Below are 15859 nucleotides of genomic sequence, written 5' to 3'. Positions count from 1 at the left end.
GAAATGGTTGGCATTTGGACAGCCCACCTGATCATAAACCTGAAGAGTCTTGCCCGCCTGTTTTCAGGTTATCGGCAGCGGACGCCAGAGAATAATAAACAGTCAGACAGAGTCTGGGAAAGGAGTACTCTGACGTGAATGAGCTCGTCATTTGTCGCCACCGACCCGGTGCCGGCGAAGGGGTGACGACCGTTCTGACCATCGGCCAGGACGGCAGCGTTATTGGCACGGACATCAATCTCTCACTGGTGCTTGGTTATAGCGCCGGAGACATCGAGGGACGCCCCCTGCAAACCCTCATTGCCTCGGCGGAGGATAACCCGCTGTGCCCGGATTATGCCAGCTACCATGAAAGTGGGCGCCCGCTGACCGTCACCTTGCGCCATAGCCGCGGCTATTTCCTGGCTGCCCGGGTTGTGGTTCGCCCCGCCCCCGTCACCAAAGAAAAACCGCCCATCCAGAAGCCGCTGGTGGTTCCAAAGGCTTCCCGGGCAACCGGCCCCGACGCCGGCCAGACCAGCAGCCGTGAGGATATTGCCCGCACCAAGGCGCTGCTCGCACATATCCGGACCAGCCTGGCCTCGGGTGGACTTCCTCTGGACTTCCAGCTCATGGAAGCCAGCCAGGACAAGAACGGGCCACTGTGTATCGAAATACTCGCTCGGCTTCGTGGGCCCTCCGCGGACGACAGCGCGCCCCTGACCCCGGCGGAGTTCCTCCCCCTGATTGAACGGTTTGAACTCTCCCGGCGCCTGGACCGGCAGGTAATCAAGCAGGTGCTCTGCCACCTTCACGTCAATCCACACATCGCCGGCCGTCTCGGCTATTGCGGGTTTAACCTGTCGCTGGGCTCTCTGCAGGACCGGACCTTCCCGGCGTTCATTGCCCGAGCCCTGGAAAAAACCGGCCTGGATCCATCCACGCTCTGTTTCGAGATACCTGCTCACCACGCGGTCGCATTTACGGCGGACTGCCGCCATACCTGCCGGATGCTGAAACAGCTTGGCTGCCGGACAGCGCTTGATGGCGCGGGCACCACCATGGACAGTTACCGCCTTGCCGGGCGACTGCCGGTGGATTTCATCAAGCTGGCTCCCGCGCTGATGAAGGAGTTGCATGAGGAGCCAACCCATCTGGTCATGATCGAGGCCCTCCAGCGCATCGCATCCACCACAGGCAAGATCACCGTTGCCACCAGCGTGGAAAACGACATTGTCTGGCGGCGTGCCCAGGGCCTGGGCGTCCACTATGTCCAGGGTCGGATTGTTGGCGAGCCCCGGCCCCTGACGGAGCTGGGAAAAGGCAACCGGGGACCGAAATCCGCCGGCGCCATTGCCTGACCCCCGATTCCCTTTTGTCAGGCTCCGTGACAGTTGACTGAAGTTCTCCCGCGAGGCCCCGGAAGGCCTCGCGGAATCTCAGCCCAGCCGCTTCCTGGCGCGGACCACGGCGGAACGGACCTGCTCCGGCGCGGTGCCCCCCAGATGATTGCGGGCCTGCACCGAACCCTCCAGAGTCAGCACATCGAACACATCGGCGCCGATGGTGTCGGAGAACTGGCGCAACTCGTCCAGGGTCATCTCTGAGAGATCCTTCTTTTCCGCCACGCCGAAGGCCACCGCCTTGCCGACAATCTCGTGGGCATCCCGGAACGCCACGCCCTTCTTGACCAGGTAATCGGCCAGGTCCGTTGCCGTGGAGAAGCCCCGGCGCGCCGCCTCGCGCATGTTGTCGGCCCGGGGGGTGATGGCCGGGACCATGTCCGCGTAAGCGCGAAGGCAGCCCTTCACGGTATCCACGGTATCAAACAGCGGCTCCTTGTCTTCCTGATTGTCCTTGTTGTAGGCCAGCGGCTGGCTTTTCATCAGGGTCAGCAGGCTGATCAGGTGCCCGTTCACCCGGCCGGTCTTACCCCGCACCAGTTCCGGCACGTCCGGGTTCTTCTTCTGGGGCATGATGGAGGAGCCGGTGCAGAAACGATCCGGCAGGTCGATAAAGTCGAACTGGGCCGACGTCCATAGCACCAGCTCTTCACTGAACCGGGACAGATGGGTCATCAGCAGTGCGGCGAAGCTGCAGAACTCGATGGCGAAGTCCCGGTCACTGACCGAATCCAGGGAGTTCTCGCTGGGCCGGTCAAAACCCAGCAATTTCGCGGTAATCGTGCGATCGATGGGATAGGTGGTACCCGCCAGGGCCGCCGCGCCCAGGGGCATGACGTTCACCCGTTTACGGCAGTCCTGGAGGCGTTCGGCATCCCGCTCCAGCATTTCCGCCCAGGCCAGCAGGTGGTGTCCGAAGGTCACCGGCTGGGCCGTCTGGAGGTGGGTGAACCCGGGCATGATGGTGTCGGCTTCCCGTTCGGCCAGGGTCAGAAGCCCAGAGCGCAGGCGGGTCAGTTCTTCGGCGATGGCGTCAATCTCATCCCGCAGGTAGAGCCGGATATCCGTGGCCACCTGGTCATTGCGGCTGCGGCCGGTGTGGAGCTTCTTGCCGGTGATGCCGATGCGGTCGGTCAGGCGGGCCTCGATGTTCATGTGGACATCTTCAAGGCTGACAGACCACTGGAACGCTCCACTTTCGATGTCCGCCCGGACAGCTTCCAGCCCCTCCAGGATCTGATCCCTCTCGCCGGCGGTGAGCACCCCCACTTCTGCCAGCATGGTGGCGTGGGCAATCGAGCCCCGGATATCGTGGTGGTAAAGACGCTGATCGAAGCCCACGGAGGCCGTGAACCGCTCCACAAATGCATCGGTTGGTTCACTGAATCGGCCACCCCAGGGTTTTTCCGAGGTCTTGTTCTGATCGGTCATGGTGTATCTTTCCTGCTGACTGCCCGGCAGAATAATCCGGGTCCGAAAAAATGTGAGCGGATTATAACACCCTGGCAAGGACTCTCACCCCGCATGACGTCTGGCAGTGGCAAAAACCGACCAAACGATGACCTGACCAGCCCGGGCAACGGCTTTTTCGTGCCGGACCTGTGCCGGGTACGTTCGGTGTTCATGCTGGTGGTAAGCAGCGAACTCATGGCGCTGCTGCTGGCCATGGCCCACGCCCGGGGCCAGTGGATCGACTGGAGCTATTTCGGCCTGGTGTCGATGCTGGTGCAGTGGACCGTGCTTACCTGCGCCGCCCTGATCTGCCTCGCCCGGCCCTGGCTTTCCCGTCGCAGCACCGCTGGCGCAACCCTGGCCATGGTCGTGCTGGTAGCCGTGGATGTCGTGGTGTTCAGCAGCCTGGCCAGCACCTTCATTTATCCGGAGCCGGGGCCGGAGCGATGGCAGGCCACGGGAAAGAGCCTGCTGATTGCCGTGATCGCCACCCTCATGGTGCTGCGCTATTTCTATCTGCAGCACCAGTGGCGCCAGCAGAAGCAGGCAGAAATGACTTATCGTCTGACCGCACTCCAGGCCCGAATCCACCCCCATTTCCTGTTCAACAGCATGAACACCATCGCCAGCCTGATCAGCACCCGACCCGAACAGGCCGAGGATGCCGTACTGGACCTCTCCGAGCTGTTCCGGGCCTCCCTGAGGACCAGCGAGCGCCTGGTTCCCCTCAGCGAGGAGCTGGGGCTCTGCCGGCGTTACCTGGCCCTGGAACAGTTGCGGCTGGGAGACCGCCTGACCGTGGAGTGGCGCACCGACCCGACCCTGGCGAACCAGGCCATCCCGCCCCTGACCCTTCAGCCTCTGGTGGAGAATGCCATCTACCACGGCATCCAGCCCAGGACCGCGGGCGGCACGATTGTCATTGAGAGCCAGCGCAGCGGTGACTACGTTTACCTGCTGGTGCAGAACCCGCTGCCGGAGCCTGGCGCCCAGGAGCATCAGGGCAACCGGGTGGCTTTCAGCAACACCCAGGCCCGCATCCAGGCCCTGTTCGGAGAAACCGCCGTGCTGAAGAACAGCCGGCAGGAAAACCGCTATACCGTCACCCTCAGACTTCCCTGGCAAACCGTGAGCAGATACCCATGACCACACCGATAAGAGTGCTCATCGCAGACGACGAACCCCTGGCGCGAGAGCGGCTGAGCCGTCTGGTTTCCGACCTTGAGGGCTACCGGGTCTGCGGTGAGGCGGCCAGCGGTGACCAGGTCCTGTCGGCGGTCGTCACCGAGATGCCGGATATTCTCCTGCTGGACATCCGCATGCCGGGCGGTGACGGAATGGCGGTGGCCAGGCAACTGGCGGCACAATCCGACCCGCCAGCCATCATCTTCTGCACCGCCTATGACGAGTACGCCATCCGCGCTTTTGAGGTTCAGGCCGCCGCGTACCTGCTCAAGCCAGTGCGCCGGGATGCCCTGGCCGAGGCACTGGCCAGGGCCGAGCGCGTCAACCGGGCGCAACTGCGGGCATTAAAGGGCACCTCGGCAGCGCCGGAGGGCCACCACCTTACGGTCAGCAGCGCCCGCGGCACCGAGCTGGTGGACATGACCCGGGTAACCCATTGCGAGGCCGACCAGAAATACGTCACCCTGCACCACCGGGACGGCGAGAGCCTGACCGACCTCAGCCTGAAAGCACTGGAAAGCCGGTTTCCGGAGGAACTGCTACGGATTCACCGTAACACCCTGGTGGGCACCCGTTACATCCGGTCTCTCGACCGACAATCTGATGGCAGTTACCAGATGCGGCTGGAACAGGTGCCGGATCCGTTGCCCGTGAGCCGGCGCCATACCGCCCGCGTTCGCCAGTGGCTCAGTGAGCGGGGTGACTCCTGATTGCACGTCGCTCATCCCCATCGCGGGACTTTTTGCCCCGGTCGCGTTAGGCTTGGGGCTTACTTTCACCAGGCAAGAACACGGAATCATGGCAAAACGAACCCTGCGCATTGCAACCCGAAACAGCGCCCTCGCCCTCTGGCAGGCGGAATTCATCAAGGCCGAACTTGAGCGCCTGCACGACAACGTCGAGGTGGAGCTGGTGGGCATCAAAACCCAGGGCGACAAGATCCTGGACGTGCCGCTGGCCAAGATTGGTGGCAAGGGTCTGTTTGTGAAAGAGCTGGAAGAGGCGATGCTGGCAGGCCGCGCCGACCTGGCGGTCCATTCCATGAAGGACGTGCCCATGGAGTTTCCGGAAAACCTTGGTCTGGTCGCCATCTGCGAGCGTGAAGATCCCACCGATGCCTTTGTCAGTAATGATTACGAAAACGTGGACACCCTGCCCCATGGCGCCGTGGTAGGCACCGCCAGTATGCGGCGGGAATGCCAGCTCCGGGCCTATCGGCCGGATCTGGACATCCGCACGCTGCGGGGCAATGTGAATACCCGGCTGGCCAAACTGGACGCGGGGGAATACCAGGCCATTGTGCTGGCCTCCTCCGGCCTCAAGCGCCTCGGCTTCCACGACCGTATCCGTTACACCATCCCCGACAGCCTGTCACTGCCCGCTGTGGGCCAGGGCGCGCTGGGCATTGAGTGCCGCCTGGACGATCACGAGCTGATCCGGCTGCTGGAGCCGCTCGCCCACAAGGATTCCTCTGACCGTGTGAAGGCGGAACGGGCCCTTAACCGTCGCCTGGAAGGAGGATGCCAGGTGCCGATTGCAGCCTACGCCCTGCTTGAGGACGAAGACACCCTCTGGTTGCGAGGCCTGGTGGGTGCGGTCAATGGCGAGGAAATACTCAGGGTGGAAGGCCGCTGCCACCGCCGTGATGGCGAGAAACTGGGCCGCGAGCTGGCTGAAGATCTGTTGGCCATGGGTGCGGATCGCATCCTTGCGGAAATCTATGGGCACACCCCGAGATAACCGCAACGGACCGCTCAGCCGCGCGCGGGTACTGATCTGCCGCCCGGAACCCGAGGCCAGCCGGCTGGCCCGGGCTTTCCGGGAAAAAGGCGCCGACACGCGGGCGCTTCCCGCTATTGAGCGGGAACCCCTGCCGGAAACACCGGAAGCCCGGCAGCTGGTTCTCGACCTCGACCTCTTCCAGCACGTGATCGCCGTCAGCCCCTTCGCCGCACGGCAGCTGCTCGAACGCATCGACGAGTGGTGGCCGCAGTTTCCCACGGGGATCCACTGGTACGGCGTTGGCTCCGGTACCGCCGCCGTGTTCCGGAAGGCGGGCCTGCACCCGGAGACCCCGAAGCAGGGCTACACCAGCGAGGCCCTGCTGGCTCTCCCATCCCTGCAGCGGCTCGACCACGATCAGGTCCTGCTGGCCCGGGGCGAGCATGGCCGGGAGCTGATCCGGGAAACCCTAGAACAACGGGGGGCCCGGGTGACGGCGCTGGCTCTTTACCGGCGGGTGCTTCCGTGCCACCCGGCGGACACCGTGAAATACTGCCTCGACGATTTCCACCCGGATGTGATCGTCACCCTGTCCGGGGAAACATTGAACAATTTCATCGCACTGAGCCACAATAGTGGACATAATTGCCATGACAGCCTGTTACTGGTGCCGGTGGAACGGGTAGCCCGCGAGGCGACAGCGGCTGGTTTCTCCCGGGTGATCTGCGCCGACGGCATGACAGACGAGGACATCGTGAACCGGGTGATTGACTGCTATTCTGATTCTCCAGACAGGAAACGCCGATACCCGGACCACCCTGACAGCCAGTAAGGATGCCCGTGACCGAATCCAACAACCAGAGTCAGCTTCCCGCAACGGTTCCCAACCATTCCTCCGATGCCCCCCAGGCCCGTCTCTGGCCCCTGTGGATTCTCGGCATTCTGCTGTTAGTGGGGCTGATTGCCCTCGCCGGCTGGAACTGGCAACAACGGCAGGCCCAGCAGAACCTGCAACAGACCATCGACCATGTTTCCGAGATCAACAATCAGCTGGACAACCGCCTGAAGGAGGTCAACCAGGGCCGCTCCGGGCATATCGACTCCCTGCAGACCAGCCAACGGGATCTCCGGCAGGGCCTGGAGGAGCTGCAGCAACGCCTCAACCAGCAGCAGCGCCAGCTGGATCATGTGGCCGAAGAGCTGCTGGAGGCGGGTAACCGCACACGTACCGACTGGTTGCTGGCGGAAGCCGAATACCTGCTGCGGATCGCCAATCAGCGCCTGCAGATCGAAAACGATATTCGGGGCGGCCTGGCCGCTCTTCGCGAAGCGGACGAAGTGCTCCGGGAAACTGATGACATCGGCACCTACCCCGTACGGGAGCAGCTGGCCCGGGACATCATGGCCCTGCGCAGTGTCAGTAATGTTGACCGCACCGGCCTCTACCTGAAGCTGGAAGCCGCCCGCGAAGCGGTAAGCCAGTTGACGGACCGTGCATTGATCGAAGAGCGTGCACCCGGTTTCTCAGGGATGCGCAGCGAGGGCGAAGGTGCCACCGGGGAGGACGCCGGGCCTTTCACGAAAGCCTGGCGGCAGGTCAGGAGCAGCCTGGCCAATGTTGTTTCGATCCGGCGGCTGGATCAGCCAGTGGAGCCGCTGCTTTCACCGGAACAGAGCGCCTGGGCCCGCCTGAACCTGCAGCTGATGCTGGAACAGGCGGAGCTGGCGGTACTCCAGGGCCACCCGGAGCTGTACCAGCGGTCCCTGGACAAGGCCATCGACGCGCTGAACCGCTGGTATCATGACGATCAGCGAGTGGAGGCCCTGCGGGAAACCGTGGCGGAACTGCGGCAACGGGACATTGACCCCGAGCTGCCGGATATCAGTCGCTCCCTGACCCTGCTCAAGGGTCGCATCGCCGGCCGTCATACCAACACCGAAGCCAGAATGAATGGTGAGAGCCAGGATCAGGGCGATGGCGAAGCCGGGGGCGACGACTCATGATCCGTCTGGTGGTGGTTCTCGTCATAGCCCTGCTCCTCGGACTCGGCCTTAGCATGGGCCTGCAGTACGACCTCGGTTATATACGAATCAGCCTGGGCCACTACCTGGTCGAGACCAATTTCTGGGTGGGGCTGGTGCTGATTGTCGGGCTGGTTCTGCTGCTTCTGGCTCTCGCGGCGGTGCTCCGTCGCCTCTTCCATGGCACCGGCGTGGTCACCCACTGGCTGGCAAAAAGCCAGAAACGCAAGGCCCGGCGACGCACAACGGAAGGCCTGCTGGCGCTGGCGGAAGGCAACTGGCCCCACGCCCGAAGAAAACTGGAAGCCTCCGCCGAGCAGGCGGATACGCCGCTGATCAACTACCTTGCCGCCGCCCAGGCGGCCTCCGAGGCCGGCGACCATGACGATGTGGACGAATTGCTGCGCAAGGCCTTTGAGAGTACGCCCGGATCCGACCTGGCCGTGGGCATCACCCAGGCCCAGCTCCAACTCAATGCCAATCGCCTGGAACAGGCGCTGGCCACGCTGGTGCGTCTGCGCAAGCAGGCCCCCCACCACCCCTTTGTCCTGAAGCTGCTGAAAACAGTCTATCTCCGCCTCGAAGACTGGCGGGAGCTGGCGCGGCTGTTACCGGAGCTTCGCAAGCGTCAGCTGGGAGACCCGGAAGAACTGGACCGGATCGAACGCACCGCCTGGCACAAGCTGCTGCAGCGGGCCGCTGACGAATGCCAGCGCCGTGATAGCCAGGACCTGGCGCCACTCACCGGACTCTGGGACGAGCTGCCCGGCAGTATGCGCCGGGACAGCCATACCATCAGCGTATACGCCGACATGCTGGCCAGAAGCGGCGACGAAGCCCAGGCGGAAACCCTGCTTCGCAAGGTACTGAGGAATCACTGGAGCGATGAGCTGATCCGACTGTACGGCCGCATCAAGGGCGATAAGCCGGACGAGCAGCTGCTGGCTGCTGAACGCTGGCTCCAGGACCGCCCCAACAATCCCGAGCTGCTCCTGGCCCTGGGCCGACTGAGCCTTCGCAACCAGCTCTGGGGCAAGGCCCGCGAGTATTTCGAGACCAGCCTTCACCTGCGGCGCAGTCAGGAAACCATCGCCGAGCTGAGCCGCCTCAATGCCCACATGGGCGACGAGGAAGCCAGCAGGACGCTGCTGATGCAGGGCCTGGTGAAGGAAACCGGACTGCCGGACCTGCCCATGCCCCGGGCCTGAAAACATCACTTGTTAGCCACGGAATCCACGGAAGAAGACGGAAAAAAAGAAAACGATTGGCCACGGACGACACGGACAAAACAAAAGAATCCGTTTGTAACTTTCTAATCCTCCGTCCGTGCATGTCCGTGGCTGATTCTTTCTTTTTTTAGTCTATTAGTTCCGTGTTCTTCCGTGGATTCCGTGGCTAATAACCCCTTTTCCGCGTTCTTCCGTGGATTCCGCGGCTACACGCCCTTTTACTGACCGCACCGATACGGCCCCTTTCGCCGTGCTCCATCGATCTCCCGTCCAATTATTTTACACAGCGCACTGAACGACATTTTGGTGAACCATTTAACACCATGAATGCGCACCAATTCACATTGAGTGGCACGCAACCTGTTTGGCTGTCGCAAAAGACTCGATGTCGGGGCACCGGATTATCAAGCACAGCCCGGCCACCCCTCGTCGAATTTGATCGTGTCCGGCCTATGCCAAATACAAAAACCGGACCATCGCACTCCCGACCGGAGACGGTAGGATATGCACACACGCCTCCTGACATGGTTGAAAGCCGGGTCTGCCAGCGTCCCGATGCCCGCTCACATGCGGTCCCACTGGCAACTTCGCCAGGTCAACTATACGGTGCCGCCAGCCGGGCTTTCGGATAGTCTGGCCTGCCACGTTGGGGTTCTGGACCTGACCGATCACCCGGACAATGGCAGCCCGTATCTGGATCGCTGGATCGAGCAGCTGAGAATTCCATTCTGGATCGGCATCCTGCCCGGTGCCCCGGCGATCAATCGCCACCTTGCGTATCTGGCCTCCCTCTATTGCTCCGATTACCACACGCCCCCGATTGACTGGTCCAGGCTTGCCATGGCTGCCGGTCACTTCTGGGGCATGGCGGAACTTCAGCAGGAAACCAGTCAAGCCACAGGGGAGGACTATCAGGCGGTTGCCCTTACCGGAATCTCTCCGGGCATACGCCACGCCATTTCCTGCCTGAAGCGTTTCGCCAGGACATCCGAACCGGTGTTGATCTATGGTCCCAGCGGGACCGGCAAGGAATCAGCCGCCCGTTTTGTCCACGACCATTCCATGGTCCGGCATGGCCCCATGGTGGTCATCAATTGCGCGGCACTTCCCGCATCACTCACCCAGAGTGAATTGTTTGGCCATGAAAAGGGAGCGTTTACCAACGCCACAGACCTGAGGATTGGCCGGATCGAAGCCGCCAATGGCGGTAGCCTTCTGCTCTTCGGAGTTGACGAGCTGTCACTGGCGCAGCAGTCCTCCCTGCTGCGATTCCTGCAGGAGGGCGTCATGGAACGAGTAGGATCCAATGAGCCGATTCGTGTCAATGCACGGCTTGTCGCCACCGCCTCGACCCCGTTGGTGGAACTGGTTGCCCAGGACAAATTCCGCAGCGATGTATTCTTCCGGCTGGGCGAAATGGCGGTAAACCTGCCCGCGCTGAAAGACCGCAGGGAAGACATCCCTTTCCTTGTGGAAAGCTTGCTGGAACGCTCACCTCCTCACCTGCCTGCGAAACAGCCCAGCCCAGCTGCCATGCAGTGGCTGATGGATCACCCCTGGCCGGGGAACCTGCGCGAACTTCAGAACCGTCTTCGCCGGGCCCTTCTGCTCAGCGAGAATTCACGAATCGAGGCGATGGACCTCGGCCTGTATGAGGCCCCCGCCAACGTTTACGATCGATATGACCTCAGTCTGAAGCAGTTTCGGGCGCGGGCCGAACGGCAGGCTCTGCACTGCAGCCTGGCCCTGTGCCATCAGAATATTTCAGCAGCAGCCCGGTTGCTGGGCATTTCCCGGGCCTCATTTTACCGGCTGGTCGATAAGTACCGGATGTCGGCATCAGACACTATCAACTCACCTTCTGCCTCCAGACGAGACAATCGTCGGTAAGGAATCGCAATGAACCTGTCCAGGCACCTTCCCCCGCTGGCCATGGCCCTGGGACTGATACCTGCTGCCACTCACGCTCAACAACCCCAGCCAGATACAACTGCAGGCCCGGACGCCAGGGAAATTTCCGAGAATCAGGCCACCAGCGTTGCTTCCATAACCTACGATCGCGGTATTGTTACCTCTCCCGGGCGGCTGACACTGGAGCCGTCGATATCATATGCCCACAGTAATTCCACTGTGGTCGCTGTCGAGGGTTATACGGTGATTCCGGCGTTGCTGGTTGGCCTGATCAATATCTCGGAGGTACAGAGAGACATCTTTACCGGCAGCCTGGCCATGAAATACGGTTTCACCAGCCGTTTCGAGGCTGGCGTCCGGGTTCCTTACCTGATCATCAACGAGGACCTGCGGGAACGGGAGGTTTTCCAGGGCACGCCGGTGGATACCATACGGGAGTCTTCTGGCGAGGGATTGGGCGATGTGGAAGTGTCAGCCCGGTACCAGCTCAATGACGGCATTGGTGGCTGGCCGTACCTGATCGGCAGCCTGAGGGCAAAGACCCCCACCGGCGAAGGTCCTTACGATGTCGACCAGCGGGTCCTGTTCGACAGCAACAACAATCCGATCGGGGTGGAGCTGAGCGAGCGTCCCACTGGCTCCGGATTCTGGTCCGTGGAACCGGGCCTATCCTTCATCTATCCCACCGACCCTGCTGTGCTGTTCGGCAACCTCAGTTACGTCTGGACCATAAAAGAAGACAAAGGCTGGGAAAACGGACTTACCGTCGACCCCGGGGACGTGATCCGTTTCGGCTTCGGCATGGGTTTCGCCTTTAACGAGCGCACGTCTTTCAGCCTGGGCTATGATCATTCGATCATTGGGGATACCGATTACGAGCGGGACATCAGCCTGCTCGATACCCGGTTTGATCGCATCCACGTCGGTTCACTGACTTTCGGACTGTCCCATCGCCTGACCAGCGATACCAGCCTGAGTACGGCGGTCAGCGTCGGTGTGACGGACAACGCCCCCAATACGGAGATCACCCTGCGCCTGCCTGTCAGCCTCTGAGACTGGCCTCGGGGTGTTGTCTGGTGTCCCGTAACAAAAGTTTGCGGCGTTTCCTAGCGACTGAGCAGACGATTCAGGTGCTCCCCGAGGTGCAGCGGCATCTGGTGGCTGACGGCCAGGTTATCGAGCTCGATATTGAGCTGATGGATATTCTGGATCACGGAGTCATTGAGGTTATTCTGGATCACCGTGGTCCAGCCTTGGCCTCCCACACTCGGGTTTGTCGCCACCCGGGCACCGCCGGTCTGATCAGGCCGCAGTATCTGAATTACCGTCTCGTGGCTGTAATCCATCGCCCGGCCACTGACACGCTGGTTAAGGTTGGGGATGGTCAGACGGTTTACGACCAACTCCTCACCGTTGAAGGTGACAATCTGGTCCAGGCCAATGGATATTTCCAGATCGCCCCGTAGAAAACCGCCACGAAGCTGGTCAAGCTCTTCATCTGCCAGCGGGACACCGCGGAAATCGAACTCCACAGTTCCTGAGGGTCCGGCAGAAGCCAGGACAGGAAGTATCAAACTGAGGAAAAGCAGGCCTCGCGGTGTTTTCATCGTTCACCACTCCCTTGATGAGGGCCAGTATGGCAGGCTGTGAGCTCCCGGCAGTTCCCGGAGCGCCTTGTGCACCGGTGCTCTGGCCATTGCCGGCCAGTCGTCATCGCCAAGGAAGGACGCGCGCCCCTGCTGCAGATGACTGCGAATGACGAAAGCCGTACCGTCCCAGTATTCCTCGAACTCCCGGTGACTGTATGCCTTGAGCCCTCGGGCCGGGTCCCCAACCAGCACCTCCTGGTCGCTGATACCCTTGATCACCACGAAATGACGGAAGCCCCGGATATTGATCAGGACAATCACCGGAAGACGGACCTGCTCCTTCAGACCAGCCAGAGGCATGCGAAAACCGTCCGCCTGATAGCCTTCCATTTGCAGGTAACGTTTCATATCCAGCATCGAAAAACCTTCACTGCGAACCTTGTCTTCGTCCGCCAGGGCAAACATCGTCCGGAACACTTCCTGCTCTGATACCGGGTGTGCGTAATGGTACGACAGCAGTGACGCCACCGCCGCCGAACCACAACTGAAGTCGTACTGCTGACGAATGACCTCACTAAAGGTTTTCTCACGGTAGCTTTCCACGGGGACGGACAGGTTCCCACCGATTCCCGGTACAGTCACCGATCCCGCCTGAACCTGGGGCAGGAGCAGGCCAAACAACAGCCCGGCTATCATGCCTTCGCGCCTACCCATGCCCCACCCCTTTATTGGTTGATCAGAATGTTGATCTGCGTACTGTCCTGAATGACAACCTGGTTTCCGGTATTCTGGATTACGGTGGCAATGCCATTCATATGCTCGAATGCCCCGTCGGACAGCTGGTTGTCACCGGTGACCACGTTGCCAGTCAGCACATTATTGGCAACAGAGCCGTTCTGCTGGGCATTGTTCACCTGCCATTGCATGGGTAATCCCTGGCGGCCACTGGTACCAGCCAACTGATCTTCAGTCAGCGTGGCTGCATCCATCCACTGCTCAGCCAGGCCAGGCGGGGCCGAGGGCAGTACCCAGAGCAACACGGCAGCCTGCAAAGTCCGTCTGATGACCTTAGCCATAGCCGTCCTCCTGAAAAACGGGCCGCCGCCAGAGGCAGGCAGCCCGATTTTCCTTAGTTGCCACCAGTGGACAGGTTGGACATGACACTGACGTTGGCCTGAGTCACGCTGCCGGCACCCGTATTTTGGGCGAAGGCGCCTACACCGGTGAAGTTGGCCGAGCCGCCGGAGATCTCGTTGGCGGCACGGGCTTCGGTATAGGAATTCTCACTACTGGCAGAACCGTACGTCACGGTGGTGCCACTGACCGAGCCATCTAGCTCGGCGTCGTTCATGAACACATCAAGATTCAGCTCGGTAACGCTACTGTCGGAGCTGTCGCTGGTGTTGTAGGAATTGCTGGTATTCGTGGAATTGTCGGAACTGTCACTATTGCCACTCCCTGAAACTTTGAAGGAGTCGCTGATATCGGTACTGTTGTCCGAATTGTCCGAGTTATTGGAATTATCCGAGTTATCGGAATTATCCGAGTTATCGGAATTGTCCGAATTGTCAGACATGTCGTTTCCACTGTCAGCGATCTTGAAAGAATCACTGACGTTGGTGCTGTTATCCGAGTTGTCCGAATTATCGGAGTTGTCAGAGTTGTCGGACATGTCATTTCCACTGTCAGCCACCTTGAACGAGTCGGTGACATTGGTGCTGTTGTCCGAATTGTCGGTGTTGGCGTTTGTCAGGCTGTTATCGGAGTTGTCCGAATTATCGGAGTTGTCCGAATTGTCAGACATGTCGTTTCCACTGTCGGCGATTTTGAACGAATCGGCGACATCGGTGGTTGTGGAATTGTCATTACCGGAGTCGGTGTTACCGGAATGGTCGTTGTTGGCAGTAGACGTATCATCTGCGTTGGTATTCGGATCTCCGTCCCCACCCAGGTCCGCGTAGGCAGCACCGGAAACACCCAGTCCAAATGCAATGGCCATCGCCAGTAAGCTTTTCTTGGCATTCATGATATCCCTTCCTTCTGTGTTATTGGCTCTTGGTTATTCGGGGCCTCCGACACCTAAGCGCTTACAGGTACTCCATGCACCAGGCCCGCTTGGAAGGGGATTGCGATTCCCGTGCCATTTCCAAGGAGCATTTCTAATGCTTTGTTTTAAATATGATTTTTTAATACTCACCCGAAGACAGAAAACTCCGGGCATCGATTTCTGTCGCAATAGTGGAACACCTGCCCGTGCTCCCCAGATCCCGACAGTTGAACTTATGGCTGAATATCATGCATATAGCTCAACGAAGACTCTGTAAAAATTACGTACAGACCAAGGCAGTAGTCCGGACCTGACCACGCCCCCAGGGCCTGTATTCTGCCCAAGGATTACGCCCGAACGATAAAGGCGGGATAGCCGTGAAAATCTCGGAGAGGACTGAAAAACAAAGAGAAAGGATCAGAATAAAGCCAAAAAAGGGGCCTGCCACGGCCTTCGCCAAGACTTCCTGACGAAAGAATCACACCCGTAAAGGTTCTTTGCCCTTCCCCGAGTGCGTCCGCAGCCGGTCAATTTTTACTTTTTTCCGCGTACTCCCGCGGATTCCGCGGCTAAACCCGTCTTTGCCAGGCGCTCAGCTCGGCGATGGTGTGCTGATACTTGCGGGCGGTTTCGCGGATCACGAAGGGGATATCCACCGGATTCTGCATCTGCTCGAAACGGGGTGCCAGAATGGATCTCATGCCGTCAAGCACGGTCACCGGCTCACCATTGAGCTCGAAACCGCCGATCCAGTTTGCCCTTGGCGTGAAGTCCTCCATCAGGGTGTAGGGGGAACTGATCACCAGAACACCGCCAGGCTTCAGCAGACGGTGGACGCTCTGCAGAAACGCTCCCGGGTCCTGTAAGCGGTCGATCAGATTGCCGGCGAAGACCAGGTCATAGTCTTCGTGTTCCGGACCAAGGCTGCAGGCATCAGCCACCTGGAACTGCACTCTTGCCGCGGCATTGCCCAGGTTGTGGGCCTCCAGGCTGGCGCTGGCGGTGCTGCCCAAATCGCCCTGGTCCCGGAGAAAGTAATCCATGGCCCCTTCGGACTTCATCGTCTGCGCGGCATGGATGAAGCGATTCGAAAGATCCAGGCCGACAACCTCCTCGAAGGCCCGCCCAAGCTCGAAACTGGTGCGGCCAACGGCGCAACCCAGGTCGAGGGCACGCTTTTTCTCACGTCCGGCCATCAGCTCCAGGCATACGCCGGCACAGCGCGCCGGGTAATTGCCAACTCCGAAGTGACTATCGCCAAAGTGAAAGGCGAGGTACTGCCCCAACAGTTCGTCGGTTTCATAGACGTTCATCAGTTTC

The 15859-nt window shown here is 60.5% G+C and carries 15 protein-coding genes; 9 read left to right on the top strand and 6 right to left on the bottom strand.

Annotation, left to right across the window (positions count from 1 at the left end):
- The first annotated feature begins 134 nt into the window (after positions 1 to 134).
- Positions 135 to 1340, top strand: a complete 1206-nt coding sequence (locus tag BM346_RS16415) for an EAL domain-containing protein (protein WP_167812579.1) — start codon at positions 135 to 137, stop codon at positions 1338 to 1340.
- 78 nt (positions 1341 to 1418) lie between these two features.
- Here BM346_RS16415 and argH read toward each other — a convergent pair whose 3' ends face one another.
- Positions 1419 to 2813, bottom strand: a complete 1395-nt coding sequence (argH, locus tag BM346_RS16410) for an argininosuccinate lyase (protein WP_092015741.1) — start codon at positions 2811 to 2813, stop codon at positions 1419 to 1421.
- A 93-nt stretch (positions 2814 to 2906) separates the two neighbouring features.
- Here argH and BM346_RS16405 point away from each other — a divergent pair, with 93 nt between their 5' ends.
- The 8 genes from BM346_RS16405 (at position 2907) to BM346_RS16370 (ending at position 11956) form a co-directional block, all read left to right on the top strand.
- Positions 2907 to 3980 carry a sensor histidine kinase gene (locus BM346_RS16405; RefSeq protein WP_092015738.1) on the top strand — a complete coding sequence of 358 codons (1074 nt, stop codon included), beginning with the start codon at positions 2907 to 2909 and terminating at the stop codon, positions 3978 to 3980.
- Positions 3977 to 4729, top strand: coding sequence for a LytR/AlgR family response regulator transcription factor (locus BM346_RS16400; RefSeq protein WP_092015735.1), 753 nt, complete (start codon positions 3977 to 3979; stop codon positions 4727 to 4729). The genes BM346_RS16405 and BM346_RS16400 overlap by 4 nt, the downstream gene beginning before the upstream one ends.
- Before the next feature lie 88 nt (positions 4730 to 4817).
- Complete coding sequence (hemC, locus tag BM346_RS16395; RefSeq protein ID WP_092015732.1) at positions 4818 to 5759, top strand: hydroxymethylbilane synthase; 942 nt, start codon at positions 4818 to 4820, stop codon at positions 5757 to 5759.
- Positions 5740 to 6573: a uroporphyrinogen-III synthase gene (locus BM346_RS16390; protein WP_092015729.1), complete on the top strand. Its 834-nt coding sequence runs from the start codon at positions 5740 to 5742 to the stop codon at positions 6571 to 6573. Before hemC ends, BM346_RS16390 begins: the two co-directional genes overlap by 20 nt.
- Before the next feature lie 2 nt (positions 6574 to 6575).
- A complete protein-coding gene (locus BM346_RS16385; RefSeq protein ID WP_092015726.1) occupies positions 6576 to 7745 on the top strand; it encodes a uroporphyrinogen-III C-methyltransferase in 1170 nt (389 codons plus the stop codon).
- On the top strand, positions 7742 to 8971 hold the full coding sequence (locus tag BM346_RS16380; RefSeq protein WP_092015723.1) for a heme biosynthesis protein HemY: 1230 nt from the start codon (positions 7742 to 7744) through the stop codon (positions 8969 to 8971). The genes BM346_RS16385 and BM346_RS16380 overlap by 4 nt, the downstream gene beginning before the upstream one ends.
- Positions 8972 to 9496: 525 nt before the next feature.
- Complete coding sequence (locus BM346_RS16375; RefSeq protein WP_092015720.1) at positions 9497 to 10882, top strand: sigma 54-interacting transcriptional regulator; 1386 nt, start codon at positions 9497 to 9499, stop codon at positions 10880 to 10882.
- Between the two features lie 9 nt (positions 10883 to 10891).
- A complete protein-coding gene (locus BM346_RS16370; RefSeq protein WP_092015717.1) occupies positions 10892 to 11956 on the top strand; it encodes a transporter in 1065 nt (354 codons plus the stop codon).
- A 53-nt stretch (positions 11957 to 12009) separates the two neighbouring features.
- Here BM346_RS16370 and BM346_RS16365 read toward each other — a convergent pair whose 3' ends face one another.
- From BM346_RS16365 to BM346_RS16345, 5 genes are all read right to left on the bottom strand, one after another.
- Positions 12010 to 12435 (bottom strand): hypothetical protein, encoded by a 426-nt coding sequence (locus BM346_RS16365; protein ID WP_092015714.1) that lies wholly within the window; start codon positions 12433 to 12435, stop codon positions 12010 to 12012.
- A 78-nt stretch (positions 12436 to 12513) separates the two neighbouring features.
- Positions 12514 to 13206, bottom strand: coding sequence for a C39 family peptidase (locus BM346_RS16360; protein WP_092015711.1), 693 nt, complete (start codon positions 13204 to 13206; stop codon positions 12514 to 12516).
- A gap of 11 nt (positions 13207 to 13217) precedes the next feature.
- Positions 13218 to 13568 carry a hypothetical protein gene (locus tag BM346_RS16355; RefSeq protein ID WP_092015708.1) on the bottom strand — a complete coding sequence of 117 codons (351 nt, stop codon included), beginning with the start codon at positions 13566 to 13568 and terminating at the stop codon, positions 13218 to 13220.
- Positions 13569 to 13621: 53 nt separating this feature from the next.
- Positions 13622 to 14518 carry a hypothetical protein gene (locus BM346_RS16350; protein ID WP_092015705.1) on the bottom strand — a complete coding sequence of 299 codons (897 nt, stop codon included), beginning with the start codon at positions 14516 to 14518 and terminating at the stop codon, positions 13622 to 13624.
- 590 nt (positions 14519 to 15108) lie between these two features.
- Positions 15109 to 15852 carry a putative 4-mercaptohistidine N1-methyltransferase gene (locus BM346_RS16345; protein ID WP_092015702.1) on the bottom strand — a complete coding sequence of 248 codons (744 nt, stop codon included), beginning with the start codon at positions 15850 to 15852 and terminating at the stop codon, positions 15109 to 15111.
- Between the last annotated feature and the right edge of the window lie 7 nt (positions 15853 to 15859).

It is taken from the genome of Marinobacter daqiaonensis, from assembly GCF_900115285.1.
In the GTDB taxonomy this organism is placed as follows: Bacteria; Pseudomonadota; Gammaproteobacteria; order Pseudomonadales; family Oleiphilaceae; genus Marinobacter; species Marinobacter daqiaonensis.
The sequence above is the reverse complement of the archived record's forward strand: the minus strand, read 5'-3'. Positions and strand labels throughout refer to the sequence as shown.

Excerpts from the sequence above, each read along its gene's own strand:
- argH (WP_092015741.1), bottom strand. The coding sequence starts at position 2,813 with ATGACCGATCAGAACAAGACCTCGGAAAAACCCTGGGGTGGCCGATTC.
- BM346_RS16405 (WP_092015738.1), top strand. The coding sequence starts at position 2,907 with ATGACGTCTGGCAGTGGCAAAAACCGACCAAACGATGACCTGACCAGC.
- BM346_RS16400 (WP_092015735.1), top strand. The coding sequence starts at position 3,977 with ATGACCACACCGATAAGAGTGCTCATCGCAGACGACGAACCCCTGGCG.
- hemC (WP_092015732.1), top strand. The coding sequence starts at position 4,818 with ATGGCAAAACGAACCCTGCGCATTGCAACCCGAAACAGCGCCCTCGCC.
- BM346_RS16390 (WP_092015729.1), top strand. The coding sequence starts at position 5,740 with ATGGGCACACCCCGAGATAACCGCAACGGACCGCTCAGCCGCGCGCGG.
- BM346_RS16385 (WP_092015726.1), top strand. The coding sequence starts at position 6,576 with ATGCCCGTGACCGAATCCAACAACCAGAGTCAGCTTCCCGCAACGGTT.
- BM346_RS16380 (WP_092015723.1), top strand. The coding sequence starts at position 7,742 with ATGATCCGTCTGGTGGTGGTTCTCGTCATAGCCCTGCTCCTCGGACTC.
- BM346_RS16375 (WP_092015720.1), top strand. The coding sequence starts at position 9,497 with ATGCACACACGCCTCCTGACATGGTTGAAAGCCGGGTCTGCCAGCGTC.
- BM346_RS16370 (WP_092015717.1), top strand. The coding sequence starts at position 10,892 with ATGAACCTGTCCAGGCACCTTCCCCCGCTGGCCATGGCCCTGGGACTG.
- BM346_RS16360 (WP_092015711.1), bottom strand. The coding sequence starts at position 13,206 with ATGGGTAGGCGCGAAGGCATGATAGCCGGGCTGTTGTTTGGCCTGCTC.
- BM346_RS16355 (WP_092015708.1), bottom strand. The coding sequence starts at position 13,568 with ATGGCTAAGGTCATCAGACGGACTTTGCAGGCTGCCGTGTTGCTCTGG.
- BM346_RS16350 (WP_092015705.1), bottom strand. The coding sequence starts at position 14,518 with ATGAATGCCAAGAAAAGCTTACTGGCGATGGCCATTGCATTTGGACTG.
- BM346_RS16345 (WP_092015702.1), bottom strand. The coding sequence starts at position 15,852 with ATGAACGTCTATGAAACCGACGAACTGTTGGGGCAGTACCTCGCCTTT.